Genomic DNA, 17,361 nt, shown 5'->3' on the forward strand with positions numbered 1-17,361 from the left:
GGGGAAGTACCTGCGGGAGACTGCCGTGAAGGCTCTCCATCCCCCGAATACATACATGACCTATACCATTTTACCCGCCCTCGTCCAATACTGGTGACCAGAACTGTAGTGTATGCCCATGAAGGAAGAGTCGCTCGTTCCCCTCGAAAAACTCATTGACATAGCCGGCACAGAAGGCCTCGCGTCCGACCGTGTCGAACCGATGCGCACAAGGTATGGCGCCAACATGATGACGCCCCCGGTGCGTGACCCGCTCTGGAAGCAGTACCTGGAGAAGTTCGACGACCCCATCATACGGATCCTGCTCTTTGCTGTTGCCATCTCCACCATAGTTTCGCTCATCCAGGGGAGCGGTCTCCTTGATACCGTGGGCATCATCGCCGCGATCCTCCTCTCCACCGGAATTGCCTTCTTCAACGAGTACCGGAGCAGCCGGGAGTTCGATGTCTTAAACGCCCACCGGGACGAGATCGCGATCAAGGTGGTCCGCGACGGTCATCCCGTCCAGGTCGCGTCCCGTGACATCGTTGTCGGCGACCTCATTCTTCTCGAAGCCGGGGACGCGGTCCCTGCCGACGGCTGGATCCTTGCATCGGACGGCCTGGTTGTTGACGAATCCGCCTTCACCGGAGAGAGCGAGCCGGTAAAAAAAGGCGAACAGGAGCGGGTCTTAAAAGGCACTTTTGTTACGGCAGGTAAAGGCCGGATGCTCTCGGGCGCTGTCGGTGACCGGGCCGAGATGGGCGTGATCGCGGCATCACTGGGAATCGATCATGCCACCCGCACCCCGCTTGAGATAAAACTTGAGGCGCTTGCCGGCGTGATCAGCAAATTCGGGTACGCGATGGCCATCCTCATCTGTGTCACGCTGTTTGCCCGGGGTGTGCTGACCGGGGACGTGAGCGGTTTCAATCTCGACACGGCAAACCATGTCCTGCATTACTTCATGCTCGCGGTCGTTATCGTGGTCGCGGCCGTTCCCGAAGGCCTGCCGATGAGCGTTGCCCTTTCCCTCTCGCTTGCCATGCGGAAGATGACCCGGGCCAACTGCCTGGTACGAAGGCTCATTGCCTGCGAAACGATTGGGTCTTCCACCACCATCTGCACCGACAAGACCGGCACGCTGACAAAGAACCAGATGCTCGTTGCCGAGTCCTCTGCCGGCAATCCTGTCAAACCCGAAGCGCTCCCGAAAATCCCCATCGGGTGGATAACACTCAACGCGGCCATCAACGGGACCGCGTACCTCGATGCCCATGGTGAGAAAACCATCGTGATCGGCAACTCCACGGAGGGGGCGCTCCTCCGCTGGCTGAAGGAGTACGGCCTTGACTATGCGCAGATCCGGGCTGAGATGCACGAGACAAAGCAGTACCTCTTCGATGGGAACCGGAAACGGATGTCCACGGTTGTCAAGATCGACGGGAAGCCGTTTCTCCTGGTCAAGGGTGCGCCGGAGATCCTTGCCGGCCTTTGCGTGGAGGCCCCGGACCTCTCCGGGGTCATAGCTCTCGCAAAGCGTGCAATGCGGACTCTTGCCTTTGCTCACAAGGAGATTGTCAATGGAGATGAGAGCGAGACGAACCTTGTCTGGGACGGGTTCGTGGGAATCCGCGACCAGCTCCGCGACAATATCGCGGACTCGGTTGCAACCTGCAAGAGGGCGGGGATCCGTGTCCGGATGGTGACCGGGGACAACCCGGAGACTGCCCGCGCCATTGCACTGGAGTCCGGTATTCACAAAGGTGGTACCGTTGTGACCGGCCCGGCCTTCCGGGCACTGTCTCCCGAAGAACAGGTCCCTGCTGCCCGGGATCTCGACATTATGGCCCGGGCCGAACCCATGGACAAGCTCCTCCTTGTCCAGGCGCTCCAGAAGTCTGGCGATGTGGTTGCCGTTACCGGAGACGGGACGAACGATGCCCCTGCTCTCAAGCATGCAAACGTCGGCTTTGCCATGGGCATTGCAGGGACCGAGGTGGCCCGCGAGGCAAGCGACATCATCCTGCTTGACGACTCGTTTGCGTCCATCACGCAGGCAGTCTGGTGGGGGAGGTCGCTCTACGAGAACATCCAGCGTTTCCTCCTCTTCCAGCTGACCATCAACTTCTGCGCCTGCCTGCTTGTCTTCATCGCCCCGCTCCTCGGGTATCCCGAGCCCTTCACCATTATCCAGATCCTCTGGATCAATATCATCATGGATACGCTTGCCGCGTTCGCGCTCTGCTCTGAAGCCCCCCATACCGGGTTGCTGGAGCGGGAGCCTGTCCCGCAGGATGCAACAATCATCTCCCCGTTTATGTGGCTCTCGATCCTTGTAACGGGAGCGTTCCTGATCATCTTTGGCCTCCTCCAGCTGGCGACCGGTTTCCTTGGCGGATCAACGCCGGAAGAGATCACGACTGTCTTCTTCTCGGCCTTCATCGTGGCAGCGATCTGGAACGGGGTCAACTGCCGTGCCCTTGACGGGAAGATGCCCCCCTTCTTCAAGGGAAACCCCATGTTCTTCCTCATCATGGGAATGGTTCTCCTCCTCCAGATCCTCCTGGTCCAGTTCGGGGGAAGCGTCTTTGCGACCGTGCCGCTCTCCGCGATGCAGTGGGTGACGATCATCATAGCATCGGCATCAGTCCTTGTTGTCGGGTTCCTGCTCCGTGTCGTTTACCGGTACGTGACTGAGCACCGGCCGGGTACGACGGTGAAAACTTGAAAAAAAGGGCCATCCTCTCTCCGGGAGGGCGGTTGACCCATTCTCTTCAGGATGATGGGAAGGGGCGAAAATGCCCAAAAACAAGATGACTACTTCTTTTTTCTGGTAACGGATTTGATCAGCCGGTGCAGTTCGGCAAATTCCAGGTCGGGATCGCCGCCCCGGTGGAGGTAATGATCAGCCCCGCAGTCCAGCGTTGTCCGGATATCGGAACTGAGGGAATAACCGGTGTACAGGATGATGAACGAGGCGCACCCGTCGCTTCTCAGTTTCCTGATAAGGTCGGTGCCGTTCATCCCGGGCATGCGCCAGTCAGCAATGATCACGTCATAGGGTGTCCGGGTGACTTTTGTGATGGCTTCGGTGGCTGTGCTGGTGGTGTCCACCGCGTTCGCCGGGTCATCCTCGAGATCGAGCCGGATAATATCAAGGATGTCCTTATCATCGTCGACAAGCAGGATTCTGGGCATTACACGTTCCTGACGTATTGTACAGTACATCAGTTGCAGAAAAGTCGTATTTATGCGTTGTTTTTTTATTGCCGGTCGATTATACGGGGAAAAGGTGGTGTCCGGGCCGGCCGGTCAGGCAGTGCCGGGAACAAAACGGTAATAGGTTTCCGGGACTTTCACCTCAAACCGGGCTCCCTTCCCGAACTCGCCGTTCTCGGCCAGGGTGATGCCTGTCAGGGAGAGGATCTCGCGTGCGATATAGAGTTCGCGGTTCCCCGATCCATCGCTTTTTAGTTCAAAGATACCTTCTTTCTCCTCGGGCCGGTACCCGGGCCCGTTGTTCTCGAAGATGATGAGAAGTTTTCCATCGCTGACCCGGTAGCTGACCCGGATCTCCAGGTTTTGGTCTTCATTCTCAAGCGACCGTTCGAGGAGCCGGTCGAGAACATGCTCCAGCTTGCTGTCTGCGTAGATCTCCACGCGGGGCAGGTCTATTGATATCCGGGAGGGGATTACTGCGTACCTGCCGGCTACCTCAGAGATCAATGTGGAGACGTCCTGCCATTCGGGGGGATCGATACCCATGTCCTTGAAATCCCGCGTCAGGTTGATCTCGGTCCTGATGGCCTTTGCAGCCTGCTCCTGGTGACCGAGATAGTCAAGGAGCCGTGGATCGGTTACCGCCTTCTTTGTCCGGCCAAGGTAGGCAAGCAGGACGGTTATCTTGTTCTGGATGTCGTGCCTTGCGATACTTGAGTAGACATTGAGTTTCTTGTTTGCCTCTTTAAGCGCCTGGTCCATCCGGATCCGTTCTGAAAGGTTGCGGGATGAACAGTACACGAATTCCTTTCCCCGGTACTCGAAATATGTAAGCCGCACGTCTGCCGGAACCCTGGCGCTATCTTTTTTCACCAGGTACGTCTCACGGGAGACCTGCCCTCCCTTTTTTAAGTCCTTCCAGAGCCAGTCCCATTCTTCACGTGAATATCCCCCGACAACATCCCCGAAGAAACTGTCAATAAGCCCGGACTTTTCATACAGCAGCTCCGTTGCCGCTACATCATTGGCATACCGGATCCGCCCGTCCAGTCCGATCCAGAAGACGATATCGGTTGCCTTGTCCATCGCGAACTGTGCGAGGAGGAGTTGCTCCTCTATCCGTTCCCGTTCTGCAATCTCCCCATAGAGCTGGCGGTTGATGTCCCGCAGTTCTTCTGTCCGCTGGACGATGGACTCTTCGAGGGTCTCATGGGCTTTTTTCAGCTTCTGCGATGCGATGACCTGTTCGGTGATGTCAATGCCAAACGAGTTGATGGTGTCCAGCTCCCCACGGGCATTGAAGAGCGCCCGGTCCTGCCAGCGCTGGTACCGGAGCTCCCCGTTTGCCATCACGGCCTTGTATTCGATCGTCCCGACCGGGTATTTCACGGTAAGGCGGGCAAGATGTTCCTGGATCCGCACAGCATCCTCCGGGGAGACCAGAGGCTTGAAGGGGCGGCCGAGCAGTTCTTCCTGGGTCTTTCCCACGGCACGGCAATAAGTCTCGTTCACGTACCGCGTGATCCCCTCAGCAGTCCTCCGGACAACATATTCCATCTCATCGTCCAGGAGTTCCAGGAGGTCATCGGCAGGGTGGCTTCTCCTCCGGGGTCCGCTGGGCAGGTTTTCGGGGTCAGCCACAAGAGCAACGCCGGGCCTTCCGTCCTGGAAGACAACCGGTATCAGGAAAAGGATTACCGGCACGAACCGTTCGCCCTGCCGGATCTGCGCCCGGGCCCGCTGCTCTGAACCCTTCAGGGCGGTTTTGATAAGGTTCAGGAGTGCGGTCCCGTCGGTCAGGCGGATCGGGACTGTCTCTGTTGACTGCCGCATCAGCTGATCTGCAGTCATCCCGGCAAGGGTGCAGAACTCATGGTTTGTATCACAGATCATCCCGTCCATGTCAACGACAAAATAGGGGCGGGAACAGACTTTTTTTAACGAAAGGGCCGGAATGCGTTCGGTCAGGAAGAATACCTTGGAGGTTCCCCTCTTGCGCCCGTCAGCGGCCCCCTGGATCTGGAGGATCTCCATGTACTTGGCAACGGTGTTCCGGTTGATCTTCAGCCGTGAAGAGATGTCCGTGATGCTCATCCCCTCCCGGTTTGCAGCCAGCAGCTCCCGGATCCTGTGGATATCTTCCTGGAATTCCTCCATCGCATTCCCCGTTGATTACTCTGTTCTTTGATTTACCGTATAAATCCTTCGAATTTGCCTTGCACATCTGCCATGCAAATAAGATTGTTTATCAGGGATTTTTTGCACAAATGCCTGTGCAGCACCAAAACGCAAGGCAGAATCTCAACACTTGAACTGGTGCTGAACAGGGGAGTAACAGGATGGGAAACACTACACAGGATCTTTCAACAGGATCGTTGTCATCGGATGCCAGGTTACGGAATGGCCTTGAGGAACAGCAGGAGATACTGGACCGGTTGTCGAGGGAGCTTGACGACTACTTTACCCACAGAGGGTTGAGCAAAACGGAATGATAACAAGGAGCTGATCAGCCATGATGTCTACGGATATGAAAATGCGGAGCCCTGCCGGGTTCTGGCGTGAAATGCCGATCGTAATCGGAGCAGCATCGTCTGATGCCAACCGCGCCCGTCTCCTCTACGTCTGGCTGCGCTCCACGGGTATGGATGAGATGGACGAGATCAGGGGAATGTGGTAAAACAGTAGAGAATCCGGCGATGGAAAACACCAGATCCGGATCATTTCTCGGGCATTGAAGGGATCATCTGCGGGCTCTCTGCAATCTATACCGGCCTCGGGCAGGTCATGAACGAAGTCTGTAAGGAGAAGGTTATCAACCCCGGGTGAGCGAAATGGTGGAATCACAGTATCTCCTGGAAATGTTTGAAAAGAGCACCTTGCACAGATCATACTCGACTCCGAATTAAAGATCCTGGTAGTAAGCGACAGATTCTGCAAGGTTGTCGGGTATGGAAAGGACCGGTTAATCGGCATGCCAATTGGGGATTTTAGGACCCGGCAGATGATCAAGTATCTCGAGGACTCCGGCGAAGGTCTCATGGATGCGCTCAAACAGAAACGAATGACCGTAGGACAGAGCACCCTTGAAACGCTTTCTGGTGTGTTTGTCATGGTCCGGACCTGCATTCCTGTCCCTCCCGATGAGCGAGGAGGGCTCTTTTTATTTTTCGTTTCAGGCCGGTGATGTCAGGATGAGGACATAGATGATCAGGAACGCGAGGATCACTGCTCCTGCGAGCACGATGATGAGCTTGTAATCCGAATTCGTTTTCTCTGCTTTTTTGTTCTTTTCAAAGGTTTTCGGTCGTTTCTTATTCGGGGCCATTGCTGCTCCAGGATGAATTACGTGATCAGGATGCGTGATCCAATGCCATAAACATACTCTCCTGTTACCTGTGGTTCAGGTGACGTGTGATGGAGGAGTTGTCTCAGAAAAAGGACCGTTTCAGGAGAACCGGTACCCCTGTGCCTGGACGAGCGAGAGCATCTCGTGCACCTGTTCTTCCTGTTTCCGGGTGAGTTTCCTGCCTTTCTGGATGAGCCGGCCCATCTTCACGATCTGCATCCTCTGTTCCTGCGAGAGTGTGCCTGAGTGGTGGGCCCATTTCAGGACGTCAAGCCACTGGGCGCGGTTGAACGCTATCCCCGGGAAAGGGATGCTCCCGCTATGGTCCGGGACACGTGGTGCTGCATCGTCGTTATCCGGCAGGTCATCCTCACCTGTTGTTTCCTCTTCGGGGATCTCATCATCCTCTTCCGTTTCTCCTTCATCGTCACCGGACAAGGGCATTTCAGCGCACAGGTCTTCGTCGCCTTCCCCGGCCGCAACTTCCTGGATGATGGTGACTTTCGGCAGCTCCTCTTCCTCTCTTGTTTCTTCCGGCTCGTCTTCGAAAAGGTCCTCGACATTTTTGATCTGCGGTTCAGGCGGGGTGGCCGTGCCCGGCATCTTCACCGGGCTCAGGGACTGCGGTTGTTTTCCGATACTGACCGGCAGGTCGGGCCCTTTTACAACCAGTTCCCTCTTCTTTGCTTTCTCGGACTCCAGTTCTTCTTCCTGCAGGGAACCGGACCGGGAGGAGCTTTTCGCCGCGCTGGCAACGAGCCGCTCCTGTGCATCCATGTGGCTTTCCCATTCATCGGCTAGTGCCACCCGGGCATGGTCAATCTCCTCTTCGAGGCTGACCACCTTGTCCTCTGCTGCCTGCTTTTCCCGTGACAAGGTTTCGACCCGATTCTCCAGTTCCTGCACCGTTGCCTGTGACAGGTCAAGCTCCGCATCCAGGTGCTGGATTCGATCGGAGAGCTCCGCCTCCCGGGTCTTCCCGGTCGCTTCTGCCGATGCAAGCAGCCTAAAGAGGCGTTCGCGTTCGGATTCGGCCGCGCGACGGTCCTGTTCCTCTTTTGCCAGGGCTGAAGCAAGGGATTTTTGTTCGGCTGCTGCCGTTTCCAGCCCGGCTGCGATCCGTTCCCTCTCTTCTCTCTCCCCTTTCTGGGATTCTTCCAGGATGTCTCGTTCCCGCTGGCTGGATTCCAGTTCCGTTCTCACCCTCCCAAGTTCATCCATGAGGGAGGCGATCTCTGTTTTTGATTCGGCATGGTCGGCCCGCGCTGTGGCAAGTCCTGACTCCATCTCCTTTGCCCCGGCTTCAGCCTGTTCGAGAGCCGCCCTGAGCGATTCCACCTGGCGGGAAGTTTCTGCCTGGAGAGAGCCGGCCTGCCCGAGTTCCGCCTCAAGGTCCCGGATGCGCAGGGAAGCCTTCTCAAGGGAGTTCTCGGCTACAGATCGTGTTGCAAGGGCCGCGTCCCGGTCAGCAAGGACCCGGTCCAGCTCTTTTCTGAGCTCGTCCCGCTCTCCCCGTACCGCCTCGTACCGGTCCTGCGCCTCTTTCACGGCTGCGTCCCGCTCGCGTGCCTCTTCTGCCACCTGGTCTTCTGCAGCCCGGAGTGCTTCGCCTGCCTGTGACAATGTCTCCTTCAGCGCGCTGAGTTCCTGCCTCAGTGCTGAGCTCTCGCTCATCGCCGTGTCGCGTGCGCCGGTTATCGCGTCAAGTTCGGTTTTTAACCCGGCAATGTCCAGCTCCCGTGCCTCCAGCACTGCAGAAACCCGGGTGAGTCTCTCCTTGAGTGCACCGATCTCCGTTTTGGAGGCTTCCCTGCTGACCCTGAGTTCCTCTTCTGCCCCCTGTTTTCCGGTACTGAGATCTGCCACCTGCTGATCAAGGGAAGCGGTACGGACTTTCTCTGCCTCCAGTTCTTTTCCCGTAAGGGAGAGGTTTTCTTCGAGGTTCCGGATTGCCTCTTCCTGCTCCTGGATTTTCGCTGTCAGCTCCTCACTGCTCTTCCTGCTCACATCGGTAAGGGCAGCTATCTCGGTGACCAGGTTCTGCACCCGCTCTCTCTCGGAAAGGAGATCGGCTTGCAACTGCTCACCCTCAAGAGCGAGTTCATGGGCCATCTTCTCGGCCTGCTCTTTTCTCGCTGTTGTCTCAGAGAGAAGCGTCTCTGCGTCAGTATTCTTTGTTGTCTCAAGGGCAAGCGATTCCTCTGTTGCCTTGAGATCTGCGCTCGTTGCAGCAAGGTGCTCCGAGATCGTTGCGAGCTGCCGGCCCAGGTCGCCTGTCTCCTCGGTATAACGCCGGGCAAGATCGGCAGCCTCACTGGTAAGCCGGTTGATCTCCCCCTCAGCGTCAGCGATATGGGATTTCCCGGCACTGATCTCGGCTTCCAGCCTCCGGATCTCATCAAGGCTCTCCTGGTTCCTTTGGTCTTTCTCTGCCCCCTCTGTCGTGAGCGCTCCAATGGCCTGCTCTTTCTGGCGGAGCGTCGCGTTCAGTGCCTCGATGGACCTGGACTGGTCACGGACCCGCTCTTCAAGTTCCACGATCGATGCCGAGAGGTTCTCTCTTTCCCCGGTTATGCGGATAATATCCCCTGAACGGTTGACCGCGATCTCGAACGAGGAAAGGAGGAATTCCAGCAATCTTCGACGGTCTGCTGTTACAACGAACTGCTGGTCATCATGCTGGATCTTGAACTGCGTCTTGATCTGTTCCGGGGTGGGGCGCTCAACAGGAGTGACCAGCATTCCCTGGACCAGGGAAGCGAAGTAGGCAGGATCGAAAGGGGAGGAGATGAAATTGTCTGCATTGCAGTCAAGGACGTGGAGGAGATCGGATAGGTTCGATGCAGTGGTCACGATAAGGACCGGAACGACCCAGAGGTCGTAATCGGCCTTTAAGGTCTGGCAGAGCTCGTAGGACTCCTGCCGGAGCGTTACCGAATCGCAGATCAGGAGGTTGGGTTTTCCTGACCGCAGCGATTCGAACAGTTGTTGGGCGTCGGAAAAGAAGGTTGCCCGGTAACCCAGGTTTTCCAGGTCGCGGGCCTGCAGGGGTGAACCGGTTGTGCTGGTACTCAGAACGAAAATATCAATGATATTATCGTTCCCATCTGACAGGGAGCCGTTCATTACAATCTCTCACACGTGTGACTGGGTCTCATCCATCCAGGATGCCTGATTAATACTATAATATACTCTATTATAGCATTTCTGGTCGATTGGGCCCTGTGAATGTCACGAAAATCAAAAATCCGTGCAAAAATGCAGGCGCATGGGCGGGTGCCTGTGGGGCGGGGCCCGATTCCTTTTCCGGAACAGTTTTGCTATAGATTTTTTACCGCCCCGATTCCTCATGCCCTTCTGCAAGCCACCAGTCGATGAGTGCCCGGGCAATGCTTATCCTTTTGGGGATGTCAGGCAGGCTTTCCCTGTCAAACCAGCCTGCTGAGACGATCTCGTTGTTGTCGATCGCGATCTCCCCGCCGGCATAGTCCACAACAAACCCGATCATCAGGGAGTCCGGGAACGGCCAGGGCTCGCTGCCCAGGTAGCGGATGTTCGTAATTTCAATGCCAACCTCCTCTTTGACTTCTCTTCGTACCGCCTCCTCAAGGTTCTCGCCCGGTGCGACAAAGCCGGCGAGAACGCTGTGGAATCCGGGAGGAAACCGGGGAGACCGGGCAAGAAGAATCTGGTCATCCTTGCGGATCACGACGATGATTGCAGGCGACATGCGGGGGTACGTCACCTGGCCGCAGGAATCGCAGACTTTTGCGCGCTCTTCCTTTGACTGCCGCGTCTCGCTGCCGCACTGCCCGCAGAACCGGGTTGTCCGGTCGAACGCGATGATACGCACGGCAAGGGCGGCGAGAGCGAGTTCGTTGTCGGAAAGGATTAGATGGAGAGCGCGGATATCCGGGTAAAACGCAGAGCCGGGGACTGCCGGATCCTCCCTCACCTCCATCGCATAACAGGCCACGCCGTTCCGGTGTCCTAAGTACTGGCTGCGCACGATTTCCCGGACCGCATCTATTCTGTCGCGGCTGAACAGGAGGGCGGGAGGGTCGCCGGATTGCAGGTAAACACCCTGTTCCCGGACAATTACCCATTCTGCGTCCTTTGGCGGCTCTGCCGGCTCCGGGTAGAGCGGTTCGAGAAATGCCGATGAGAAGACTGCCTTATGGGGGAATGATTGGTGGACGTATTCTGTTGCCATCGCCAGACCTTTTGGAAGGTTTGCCCCGGAACCACAAAAACAATCGCCCCGGTCTCCCTTGATCCACCGAGAGGTTATTAACCGCGATCCGCGGATAGTTAATCATCGCGATCCACGGAGGCAGGATTGTTTTGGCCTACCAGGTAACCCTCATTACCCCCGAAGAGAAAGACCGGCTGGCTGCCCGGTTCATGCCCTCGGTACGGTACGAGATCAAGTCCGAGATCTATGGCTGCTGCATCAAGCTCCTTTCCGACGATCCCGTACTGAAAGACACGTGGCAGGAGAACTTTTACTCCATGTCCCAGAATATCCGGTCGCACGGGAGGATGTTCGTTTTCCGCGACCCGGAATCTCCCCCCGATTCGGTCTTCTATGATTCCAAGACCCGGACCGTGTTCCTCTTCAATGTCGGATATTACGGGTGGGTGAAGTCGCTTGCCCTCAGCCTGGCAGGGGATATTCTCGAAGAACAACATGCCATCTTCTCGATGCATGGGGCGCTTGTTGATATCCGCGGAAGCGGTCTCTGTCTCACGGGAACCTCCGGGGCCGGCAAGACAACACAGACCTATGGCCTGCTGAAGGATCCCGGCACACGCATTGTGTCGGACGACTGGTTCTTCTCCCGGGTCTTCGGCCCCGAGATCCTCTCCTACGGTTCCGAGAAGAACTTCTATATCCGGCAGGATCTGGAGACGGTCTGGAAAGAGTACGGCGGGCTCGTCCGGGCAGATGAATACGACCGGGACGGGCGTGCGGTTGCCGACATCCGCTGGGTGATTGGCAAAGGACGTCTCCTCCCCATGACAACGCTGAGGACCGTGATCATTCTCAAGCGCGACCCGTCCGACCGGAATGCCGTGCAGTCCCTCAACCCGGATACTGCCCTTGACCTGTTCACGGAACACCGCTTCTTCAACCCCCACCATCTCGACTCTTCCCCCTACAAGATGGCAATCCGGACACAGTACCTGCGGGACCTTCTCAACCGGACCACAGTCTACGAGGTGAATACCACCGGGACGCCGGCGGAGACCCAGCGGCTGATCCGGTCTCTTGCGGCGATCCCGCAGGACGATTCACCCTGATTACAGTGGGCAGCCGGCCGGTACTTCAGTACCCGGTCGCATAATAATACCCGTCATCCTTCCGGATAGTGACCGGGACATCAAAGAGCCGGCTGATCGGGCCATCGGCCAGCAAATCTTCTTTTTGGCCGTCACCCACGAATGTCCCGTTCTTCATCAGGATGACCCGGTCGATCTCCGGTATGATGTCCTGCAGGTTGTGGGTGACAAGAATAATCGCGGTTCCGGCAGAAGCGATCTTCCGCAATGTCTTGCGGAACGCATGAAGCGCATGGAGGTCGAGGCTGTTTGTTGGCTCGTCCAGGACCAGGACATCCGGGTCATGGACCATTGCCCTCCCGATCAGGAACCGGCGCGCCTCTCCTGATGAAAGTTCTGTCATCGGCCGAAGGGAGAGATGGTCCACTTCGAGAAATGCGCTGATCTCGTCTGCTTTCTGCTCCATTTCTGGTGTTACGTCGCGGTTGAATAACCCGATACTGGAGAAGAAACCAGAGAGGATGACCTCCCTTCCGGTGATCTCCCGCGTGAAGGCATACTGGAGATCATTGGAGACCACCCCGAATGCCGAACGCAACGAGAACACGTCCCACGTATCCTTCCCGCAGACCCGGAAGATGACCGGCCCGCGGTCAAGCACCGGGTAAAACTCCCGCATGATTGTTTTTATTAACGTGGATTTACCCGCACCGTTGGGCCCGAGGATTGCCACGCTCTCGCCCCGCCGGATAGCGAGCGAGAGGGAATCAAGGACCATCTTCTCCCCGTGGAAGACCGTGACGTTCTCAAACTCCAGGAAGGGGGGATCGTGTGCGTTCATGTTCAGGCAGGTTCCCTTGGTTTTTTCCCGTGATCCGATCTTCCGGATTATACAATCCTGTTTACCTGGATCATGTAGGTGTTCCGCGTGTCCTCCCCATGACTTACCGCGAGTGAGGCACCGGCCCGTTCACAGAGCCCGGTGAGGAACCGGTCTGTTTTCCGTGACTCGCACTCCGGTGAAGATGACGGGGTGGTGCCGGAGATGCTGACTGTCGCGTCGCCCCCGCTGCCGCATACCGCTATCCGGATGGCAGGGGATCCTTTTCCCACGAGGTCTTCGAGAATATAGGTCAGGATATCGGCAAAATTTTCACGGTCAATGGTAACAAACAGCGCATCCGGCGCGTTGCCAATCACCACGTCCATGTCCTCAAGAAGGGGTCGGGTCCCGATGCTTGCGAGCAGGACACGGGCAAATGCCTTTTCATCATCTGTGGAGGAGAACACCGCATTGCAGGAGATGGGCGGAATTGTCAGGCCTTCGATAAGGGCTTCGATGAGTGACGAGAGGTCCACTACGGAGACCTCGCGCGGAGGCGTGAATCCGCGGAAGATGGTGATATAGTCCGAAAGGAGCCGTTCCGTGCGGCGGACAATGCCCGGGTCGATGATATGCGCCAGTTCGTCCGTTTTGAACGTCCGCTGCAGCTTGCCGACCACCTGCCCGGCCTTGAGTGCCAGGTGGACCGAGACGCCTTTTTTCTTATGGTGTTCGTCGGAGAATGTCCTGAACGCATCAAGGAGCTCATCAATGTCATCACCCTTGATGAGGGTGCCGAGTTCCTCTGCTGTCCCCGACTCCTCAAGTTCATCAAGCACATACGAGACATAATAGAGCCGCCCGGCCATGACCGTGAAGAGCTGGTTCACCTGCTCCATGATGTCTTCGGCATACGTAGCAATCTCTGCAGCGCGGTCCGGGTTGAATTCGGCAATATCGGCAAGGGTGGCGGCGTCCCGCTTTACGAGCGGGAGCATCTTTTTAGCATCGGCAACGGGGATAAGGCGCCCGTGGCCCGGGCAGAGCACTGAGATCTCCCCCTTGTCCAGCAGGACGCCAATCCCGTCAAGCGAGCGGACGAGGTCCTCCTGCGACCACCCGACCAGGCCGGCTATCCCCGGGTTGGCCGCGAAGAAGAGGTCACCGATGAAGAGCAATCCGCCCATGCGGATGCAGATGCTGTCCCTGCTGTGGCCGGGGGTATGGAAGACCTCAAGCGGTGGACTGGCAGGCCCGAACACGATGGTCTCCCGGTTGAGGCTCAGGGATGTTGCACCTGCAGGGAACGCTGTCACCGTAGCAAGTGCGCCATTTGAGAAGCAGAGCTCAACGGGCTCCCCGGGATGTTCCCTGCGGTCGCTGGTGACGAGATGGAACCCTGCCTTTATCGGGGCTATTGTTGTATTGAACATCGCGGCCTGCGTCATCGCAGCATCACCGCGTTCGAGGCAGGCGGCGCCTTCCTCCTGCACCATGAGCACCGCTGCCCCGGCAACCGCGAGTGCCGGCGTGTTCTGGATCGCGATAAAATGGTCGATATGTGCATGCGTCAGAAGGATGAAAAACGGGCGCTCCTTTGCGGCCCGGCACTCCGTCACCACCTGCATGAGCTGTTCTGCCTGTGCGGCAAGGCCGCCAGGATCGATCAGGATGATGGCATCCGGCGTCTGGATGATGTATGAGTTGGACGATACGGTGTCGATCTTCCGGATAAGCGGAAAAATTGTTGCCCCGCCCGCTCCGGGCAGGGGCTGCCATTCAAGAGAAACCAGCTGGTCGTTACCAGCCGGCAAGGGCCTCTCCCTCAGATGGGTAGATAGAAAAGATCGAGGTGAATCCTGCAAGCTTGAGGATCTTCAGGACCTCGGGAGAGAGGGCGCAGATCCCGAATTTGTCCCCGGGGTTTTTCAGTTTCTTTGCCGTGGCAAGGAGCACGCGGAGGCCGCCGCTGCTGATATAGGTGACACCGGCAAAGTCCAGCAGGACCTTCCGCTGTCCGCCATCGATAACCTTGTTGATTGCCTGTTCCAGTTCCGGTGCAGTGGCAGTGTCAATCCTGCCATTAAGGGAAAGGGTGGTTGCATTGTCCTTACTGGTAGTTTTTATTTCCATATTTGTTCCCCAAAAGTATCCTGAATTCTTTTGTTATGTCGGCGCTGGAAAATGATAATCCTATCTCCTTTGCATTGTGCAAGCAGGCTTATGAAGAAACGGGGCACATGGGTAATGATAATTCATGGCAACAACCATCCTCTCATCTCTCATCGTCCTTCTCCAGCTGATGTGCGTCATCATCGTTGCCGCCTACCTGCTTACCAGGAGCCGGTTCTTTCCCGAGGTTCTTGAGGGCAGGCCTTCTGTCAAAGTGCAGGCAATCCTCATCATCTTCTTTGGGGCGCTCTCGGTCTATGGCACGGTGGCAGGATTCGAAGTGAACGGGGCATTCATCAATGTCCGCGATCTCGGCCCGATGCTCGCCGGCCTGCTGGGAGGCCCCGTGGTAGGGCTCGGTGCCGGCCTGATCGGGGCAATCCACCGCCTGTCAGTCGGGGGATTTACCGTCTATTCCTGCTCCCTTGCCACCGTCCTTGCCGGCCTCTTTGGCGGCCTCATCTGGCTTGCCCGGAAGCGGAAGTTTGCCGGGATCACGATCGCCGTCATCTTTGCAGTTGCCATGGAAGCGCTCCACATGCTCATGACGCTTGCCATCTGCAGCCCCTTTGAACAGGCCTTGTCTGTCGTGGAACTGGTCTCGATCCCCATGATCGCGGCCAATGCAGCAGGGATGTTTGTCTTTGCCTTCATCATCGGGAACCTCCAGAATGAGCGGCGGATGCAAAGAGAGCGCGACACCCTGATCAAGGAGATCCAGAGAAAGGACACCGAGCTCTCGATCGCCGCCGAGATCCAGCAGAGTTTCCTTCCCGAAACGATGATCCCTCTCGAAGGGTTCGACATTGCGGGGCGGAACGTAATGGCAAAGGAAGTGGGCGGGGACTTTTTCGATGTCATCCCGCTGGAGGTGATCCCGATCTCGCAGCACCGGCTCGGACTGATGATTGCCGATGTGTCGGGAAAAGGGATCCCGGCCGCGCTCTTCATGGCCCTGTCACGGATCGTTGTCCGGGTCAATGGCTCGTGGTACCCGGATCGGCCGGCCGAGGCCATCCGCACGGCGAACGCGATCATCTCTGCGGACTCCAAATCCGGCATGTTCGTCACCCTCTTTTACGCAACGCTCAATGCAGAGAACCGGATCCTGACCTACGTGAATGCCGGCCACAATCCCCCGCTCCTGTACCATGCCAACGGCTCGTTTGAAGAGCTCGAAGCAACCGGCATGGCAATGGGGGCCCTGAAGGAAGCGGAATACTCAGCGGGAAAAAAGACCCTTGAGAAGGGCGATGTGCTTGTCATGTACACCGATGGCATCACCGAAGCCGAGAATGAACGGCAGGAGATGTTCGGGGAAGCCCGCCTGCGCGATGTTATTGCCCGGTCGCAGGGGATGGATTCAAAAGCGATGATGGCAAAGATCCTTGATGAGGTCAAAGCGTTCTGCGGGGACTACCCCCAGTCAGACGACATCACGCTGATGATTATCAGGACGGTATAACCATGAGTGAACGGCCGGCTGTACTGTCAATCAGGTCCGATATCAATGAGATACCCCGGGTCTCGGACCTGATCGAATCGGTCATGCAGGGCCACCAGTTTCCTGATGAGGACATCCTCGACACGCAGCTTGCCGTCGAGGAAGTAGTGACCAACGTCATCATGCACGGGTACGGGGAAGCAGGGGGGGAGATCCTTGTATCCCTGTCCTACCATGAAGATGAGTCAGCCATGGAGATCCGGGTCGAGGACAGCGCTGAACCCTTTGACCCGCTCTCCCTTCCTGAACCGGATATCTCTTTAGGCATCGACGACCGGAAGATCGGCGGTCTTGGAATTTTCCTGACCCGCCAGGTCATGGACGATATACAATACCGGTATGAAGACAACAAAAACGTCCTCATCCTGAAGAAAAAGAGATCGGGATAAGCCGCTTCCTGCGCTTTCAGGGCTCCCGGGCAATGTCCTGGATATAGGCGATCCCGATCTTCGCCTTCCGGAGCCGGGTCGTATCGAGAAGGTGGCGCATGTCCACGAACTCGCCATCGGTTACAATCTTTTTTACCTGCGTGTTCAGGTCAAGGGTCGCGTCATAGGGGATATTCCGGAAGACAACGCCATGGTTGTGGAGGTACATCTCTTTTCCTGCACCCTTGTTTAAGGGATTTGCATAATAGAGTGCGTCAAGCGCCTCCGGGCTGAACGACGAGAGATCGGCGGTGAGATCGATCCCCACACCGAAACTGACAAGCGTGTCGCCCTGGTACGAGGTCCCGGCGTCCGATGCCATCCATTCATGGGCCCGCGAAGGAGAGAGGATCGACTCACCTTTCGGGAGCGACCCGGCAACCGGTGCCTTCTTCAGCCCGGAACTGGCGAATCCCGAGAGGACACCCCACATGGTCACGGCAACAACGCCCCGGTAGGTCTTCACCCGCTCTTTTGCCGATGAGAAGATGACACGGTAGATGTCGGCAATGGAGACGCCCCTGGGATCAGCAGCGTCAAGGGTGAGGTATTCGTTGAACGGGCCGTCCAGCGTGATGTTGTACCCGGTATAGACCGGAATGTC

Annotated in this window: 13 protein-coding genes and 1 pseudogene; 5 read left to right on the forward strand and 9 right to left on the reverse strand. The window is 57.1% G+C overall.

All coding sequences use genetic code 11. From position 1 onward, the window contains the following. Positions 1–118: 118 nt before the first annotated feature. On the forward strand, positions 119–2,710 hold the full coding sequence (locus PHF39_RS10225; protein ID WP_300223617.1) for a calcium-translocating P-type ATPase, PMCA-type: 2,592 nt from the start codon (positions 119–121) through the stop codon (positions 2,708–2,710). Between the two features lie 89 nt (positions 2,711–2,799). Here the strand turns inward: PHF39_RS10225 and PHF39_RS10230 are convergent, their stop codons facing one another. Then, entirely contained in the window at positions 2,800–3,180 is a 381-nt protein-coding gene (locus tag PHF39_RS10230; RefSeq protein WP_300223619.1) for a response regulator, read from the reverse strand. Between the two features lie 114 nt (positions 3,181–3,294). Continuing rightward, positions 3,295–5,358 (reverse strand): PAS domain S-box protein, encoded by a 2,064-nt coding sequence (locus PHF39_RS10235; RefSeq protein ID WP_300223621.1) that lies wholly within the window; start codon positions 5,356–5,358, stop codon positions 3,295–3,297. An 814-nt stretch (positions 5,359–6,172) separates the two neighbouring features. On the opposite strand from PHF39_RS10235, the gene PHF39_RS10240 reads away from it, so the two are divergent. Beyond that, entirely contained in the window at positions 6,173–6,385 is a 213-nt protein-coding gene (locus tag PHF39_RS10240) for a hypothetical protein (RefSeq protein WP_300223623.1), read from the forward strand. Here the strand turns inward: PHF39_RS10240 and PHF39_RS10245 are convergent. The 3 genes from PHF39_RS10245 to nudC all read right to left on the reverse strand — a co-directional run bounded on the left by PHF39_RS10245 (position 6,374) and on the right by nudC (position 10,760). Continuing rightward, the gene (locus tag PHF39_RS10245) at positions 6,374–6,526 is read right to left on the reverse strand and encodes a hypothetical protein (RefSeq protein WP_300223625.1); all 153 of its coding nucleotides are present in this window, start codon (positions 6,524–6,526) and stop codon (positions 6,374–6,376) included. The two genes, PHF39_RS10240 and PHF39_RS10245, sit on opposite strands and share 12 nt — an antisense overlap. 120 nt (positions 6,527–6,646) lie before the next feature. Continuing rightward, positions 6,647–9,673, reverse strand: coding sequence for a response regulator (locus tag PHF39_RS10250; protein WP_300223627.1), 3,027 nt, complete (start codon positions 9,671–9,673; stop codon positions 6,647–6,649). A 205-nt stretch (positions 9,674–9,878) separates the two neighbouring features. Further along, positions 9,879–10,760: an NAD(+) diphosphatase gene (gene nudC, locus PHF39_RS10255; protein WP_300223629.1), complete on the reverse strand. Its 882-nt coding sequence runs from the start codon at positions 10,758–10,760 to the stop codon at positions 9,879–9,881. A 131-nt stretch (positions 10,761–10,891) separates the two neighbouring features. Between nudC and PHF39_RS10260 the strand changes: the two genes are divergently transcribed. After that, positions 10,892–11,851 carry an aldolase gene (locus tag PHF39_RS10260; RefSeq protein WP_300223631.1) on the forward strand — a complete coding sequence of 320 codons (960 nt, stop codon included), beginning with the start codon at positions 10,892–10,894 and terminating at the stop codon, positions 11,849–11,851. 25 nt (positions 11,852–11,876) lie between these two features. On the opposite strand, the gene PHF39_RS10265 is transcribed toward PHF39_RS10260, so the two are convergent. The 3 genes from PHF39_RS10265 to PHF39_RS10275 are packed head-to-tail and all read right to left on the reverse strand — an operon-like array spanning position 11,877 to position 14,786. After that, positions 11,877–12,671, reverse strand: a complete 795-nt coding sequence (locus tag PHF39_RS10265; protein WP_300223633.1) for an ATP-binding cassette domain-containing protein — start codon at positions 12,669–12,671, stop codon at positions 11,877–11,879. 47 nt (positions 12,672–12,718) lie between these two features. Continuing rightward, complete coding sequence (locus PHF39_RS10270) at positions 12,719–14,467, reverse strand: MBL fold metallo-hydrolase (RefSeq protein ID WP_300223635.1); 1,749 nt, start codon at positions 14,465–14,467, stop codon at positions 12,719–12,721. Continuing rightward, positions 14,454–14,786 (reverse strand): STAS domain-containing protein, encoded by a 333-nt coding sequence (locus PHF39_RS10275; protein WP_300223638.1) that lies wholly within the window; start codon positions 14,784–14,786, stop codon positions 14,454–14,456. Before PHF39_RS10275 ends, PHF39_RS10270 begins: the two co-directional genes overlap by 14 nt. Positions 14,787–14,910: 124 nt before the next feature. Between PHF39_RS10275 and PHF39_RS10280 the strand changes: the two genes are divergently transcribed. Continuing rightward, positions 14,911–16,290: a SpoIIE family protein phosphatase gene (locus PHF39_RS10280; RefSeq protein ID WP_300223640.1), complete on the forward strand. Its 1,380-nt coding sequence runs from the start codon at positions 14,911–14,913 to the stop codon at positions 16,288–16,290. A gap of 2 nt (positions 16,291–16,292) precedes the next feature. After that, on the forward strand, positions 16,293–16,718 hold the full coding sequence (locus PHF39_RS10285; protein WP_300223642.1) for an ATP-binding protein: 426 nt from the start codon (positions 16,293–16,295) through the stop codon (positions 16,716–16,718). A gap of 16 nt (positions 16,719–16,734) precedes the next feature. On the opposite strand, the pseudogene PHF39_RS10290 reads toward PHF39_RS10285, so the two are convergent. Further along, positions 16,735–17,361: pseudogene (locus PHF39_RS10290) on the reverse strand (anti-sigma factor antagonist); the annotation flags it as partial.

The organism is Methanoregula sp. (assembly GCF_028712425.1).
In the GTDB taxonomy this organism is placed as follows: Archaea; Halobacteriota; Methanomicrobia; order Methanomicrobiales; family Methanospirillaceae; genus Methanoregula.

Excerpts from the sequence above, each read along its gene's own strand:
- PHF39_RS10225 (WP_300223617.1), top strand. The coding sequence starts at position 119 with ATGAAGGAAGAGTCGCTCGTTCCCCTCGAAAAACTCATTGACATAGCC.
- PHF39_RS10230 (WP_300223619.1), bottom strand. The coding sequence starts at position 3,180 with ATGCCCAGAATCCTGCTTGTCGACGATGATAAGGACATCCTTGATATT.
- PHF39_RS10235 (WP_300223621.1), bottom strand. The coding sequence starts at position 5,358 with ATGGAGGAATTCCAGGAAGATATCCACAGGATCCGGGAGCTGCTGGCT.
- PHF39_RS10240 (WP_300223623.1), top strand. The coding sequence starts at position 6,173 with ATGCCAATTGGGGATTTTAGGACCCGGCAGATGATCAAGTATCTCGAG.
- PHF39_RS10245 (WP_300223625.1), bottom strand. The coding sequence starts at position 6,526 with ATGGCCCCGAATAAGAAACGACCGAAAACCTTTGAAAAGAACAAAAAA.
- PHF39_RS10250 (WP_300223627.1), bottom strand. The coding sequence starts at position 9,673 with ATGAACGGCTCCCTGTCAGATGGGAACGATAATATCATTGATATTTTC.
- nudC (WP_300223629.1), bottom strand. The coding sequence starts at position 10,760 with ATGGCAACAGAATACGTCCACCAATCATTCCCCCATAAGGCAGTCTTC.
- PHF39_RS10265 (WP_300223633.1), bottom strand. The coding sequence starts at position 12,671 with ATGAACGCACACGATCCCCCCTTCCTGGAGTTTGAGAACGTCACGGTC.
- PHF39_RS10275 (WP_300223638.1), bottom strand. The coding sequence starts at position 14,786 with ATGGAAATAAAAACTACCAGTAAGGACAATGCAACCACCCTTTCCCTT.
- PHF39_RS10280 (WP_300223640.1), top strand. The coding sequence starts at position 14,911 with ATGGCAACAACCATCCTCTCATCTCTCATCGTCCTTCTCCAGCTGATG.
- PHF39_RS10285 (WP_300223642.1), top strand. The coding sequence starts at position 16,293 with ATGAGTGAACGGCCGGCTGTACTGTCAATCAGGTCCGATATCAATGAG.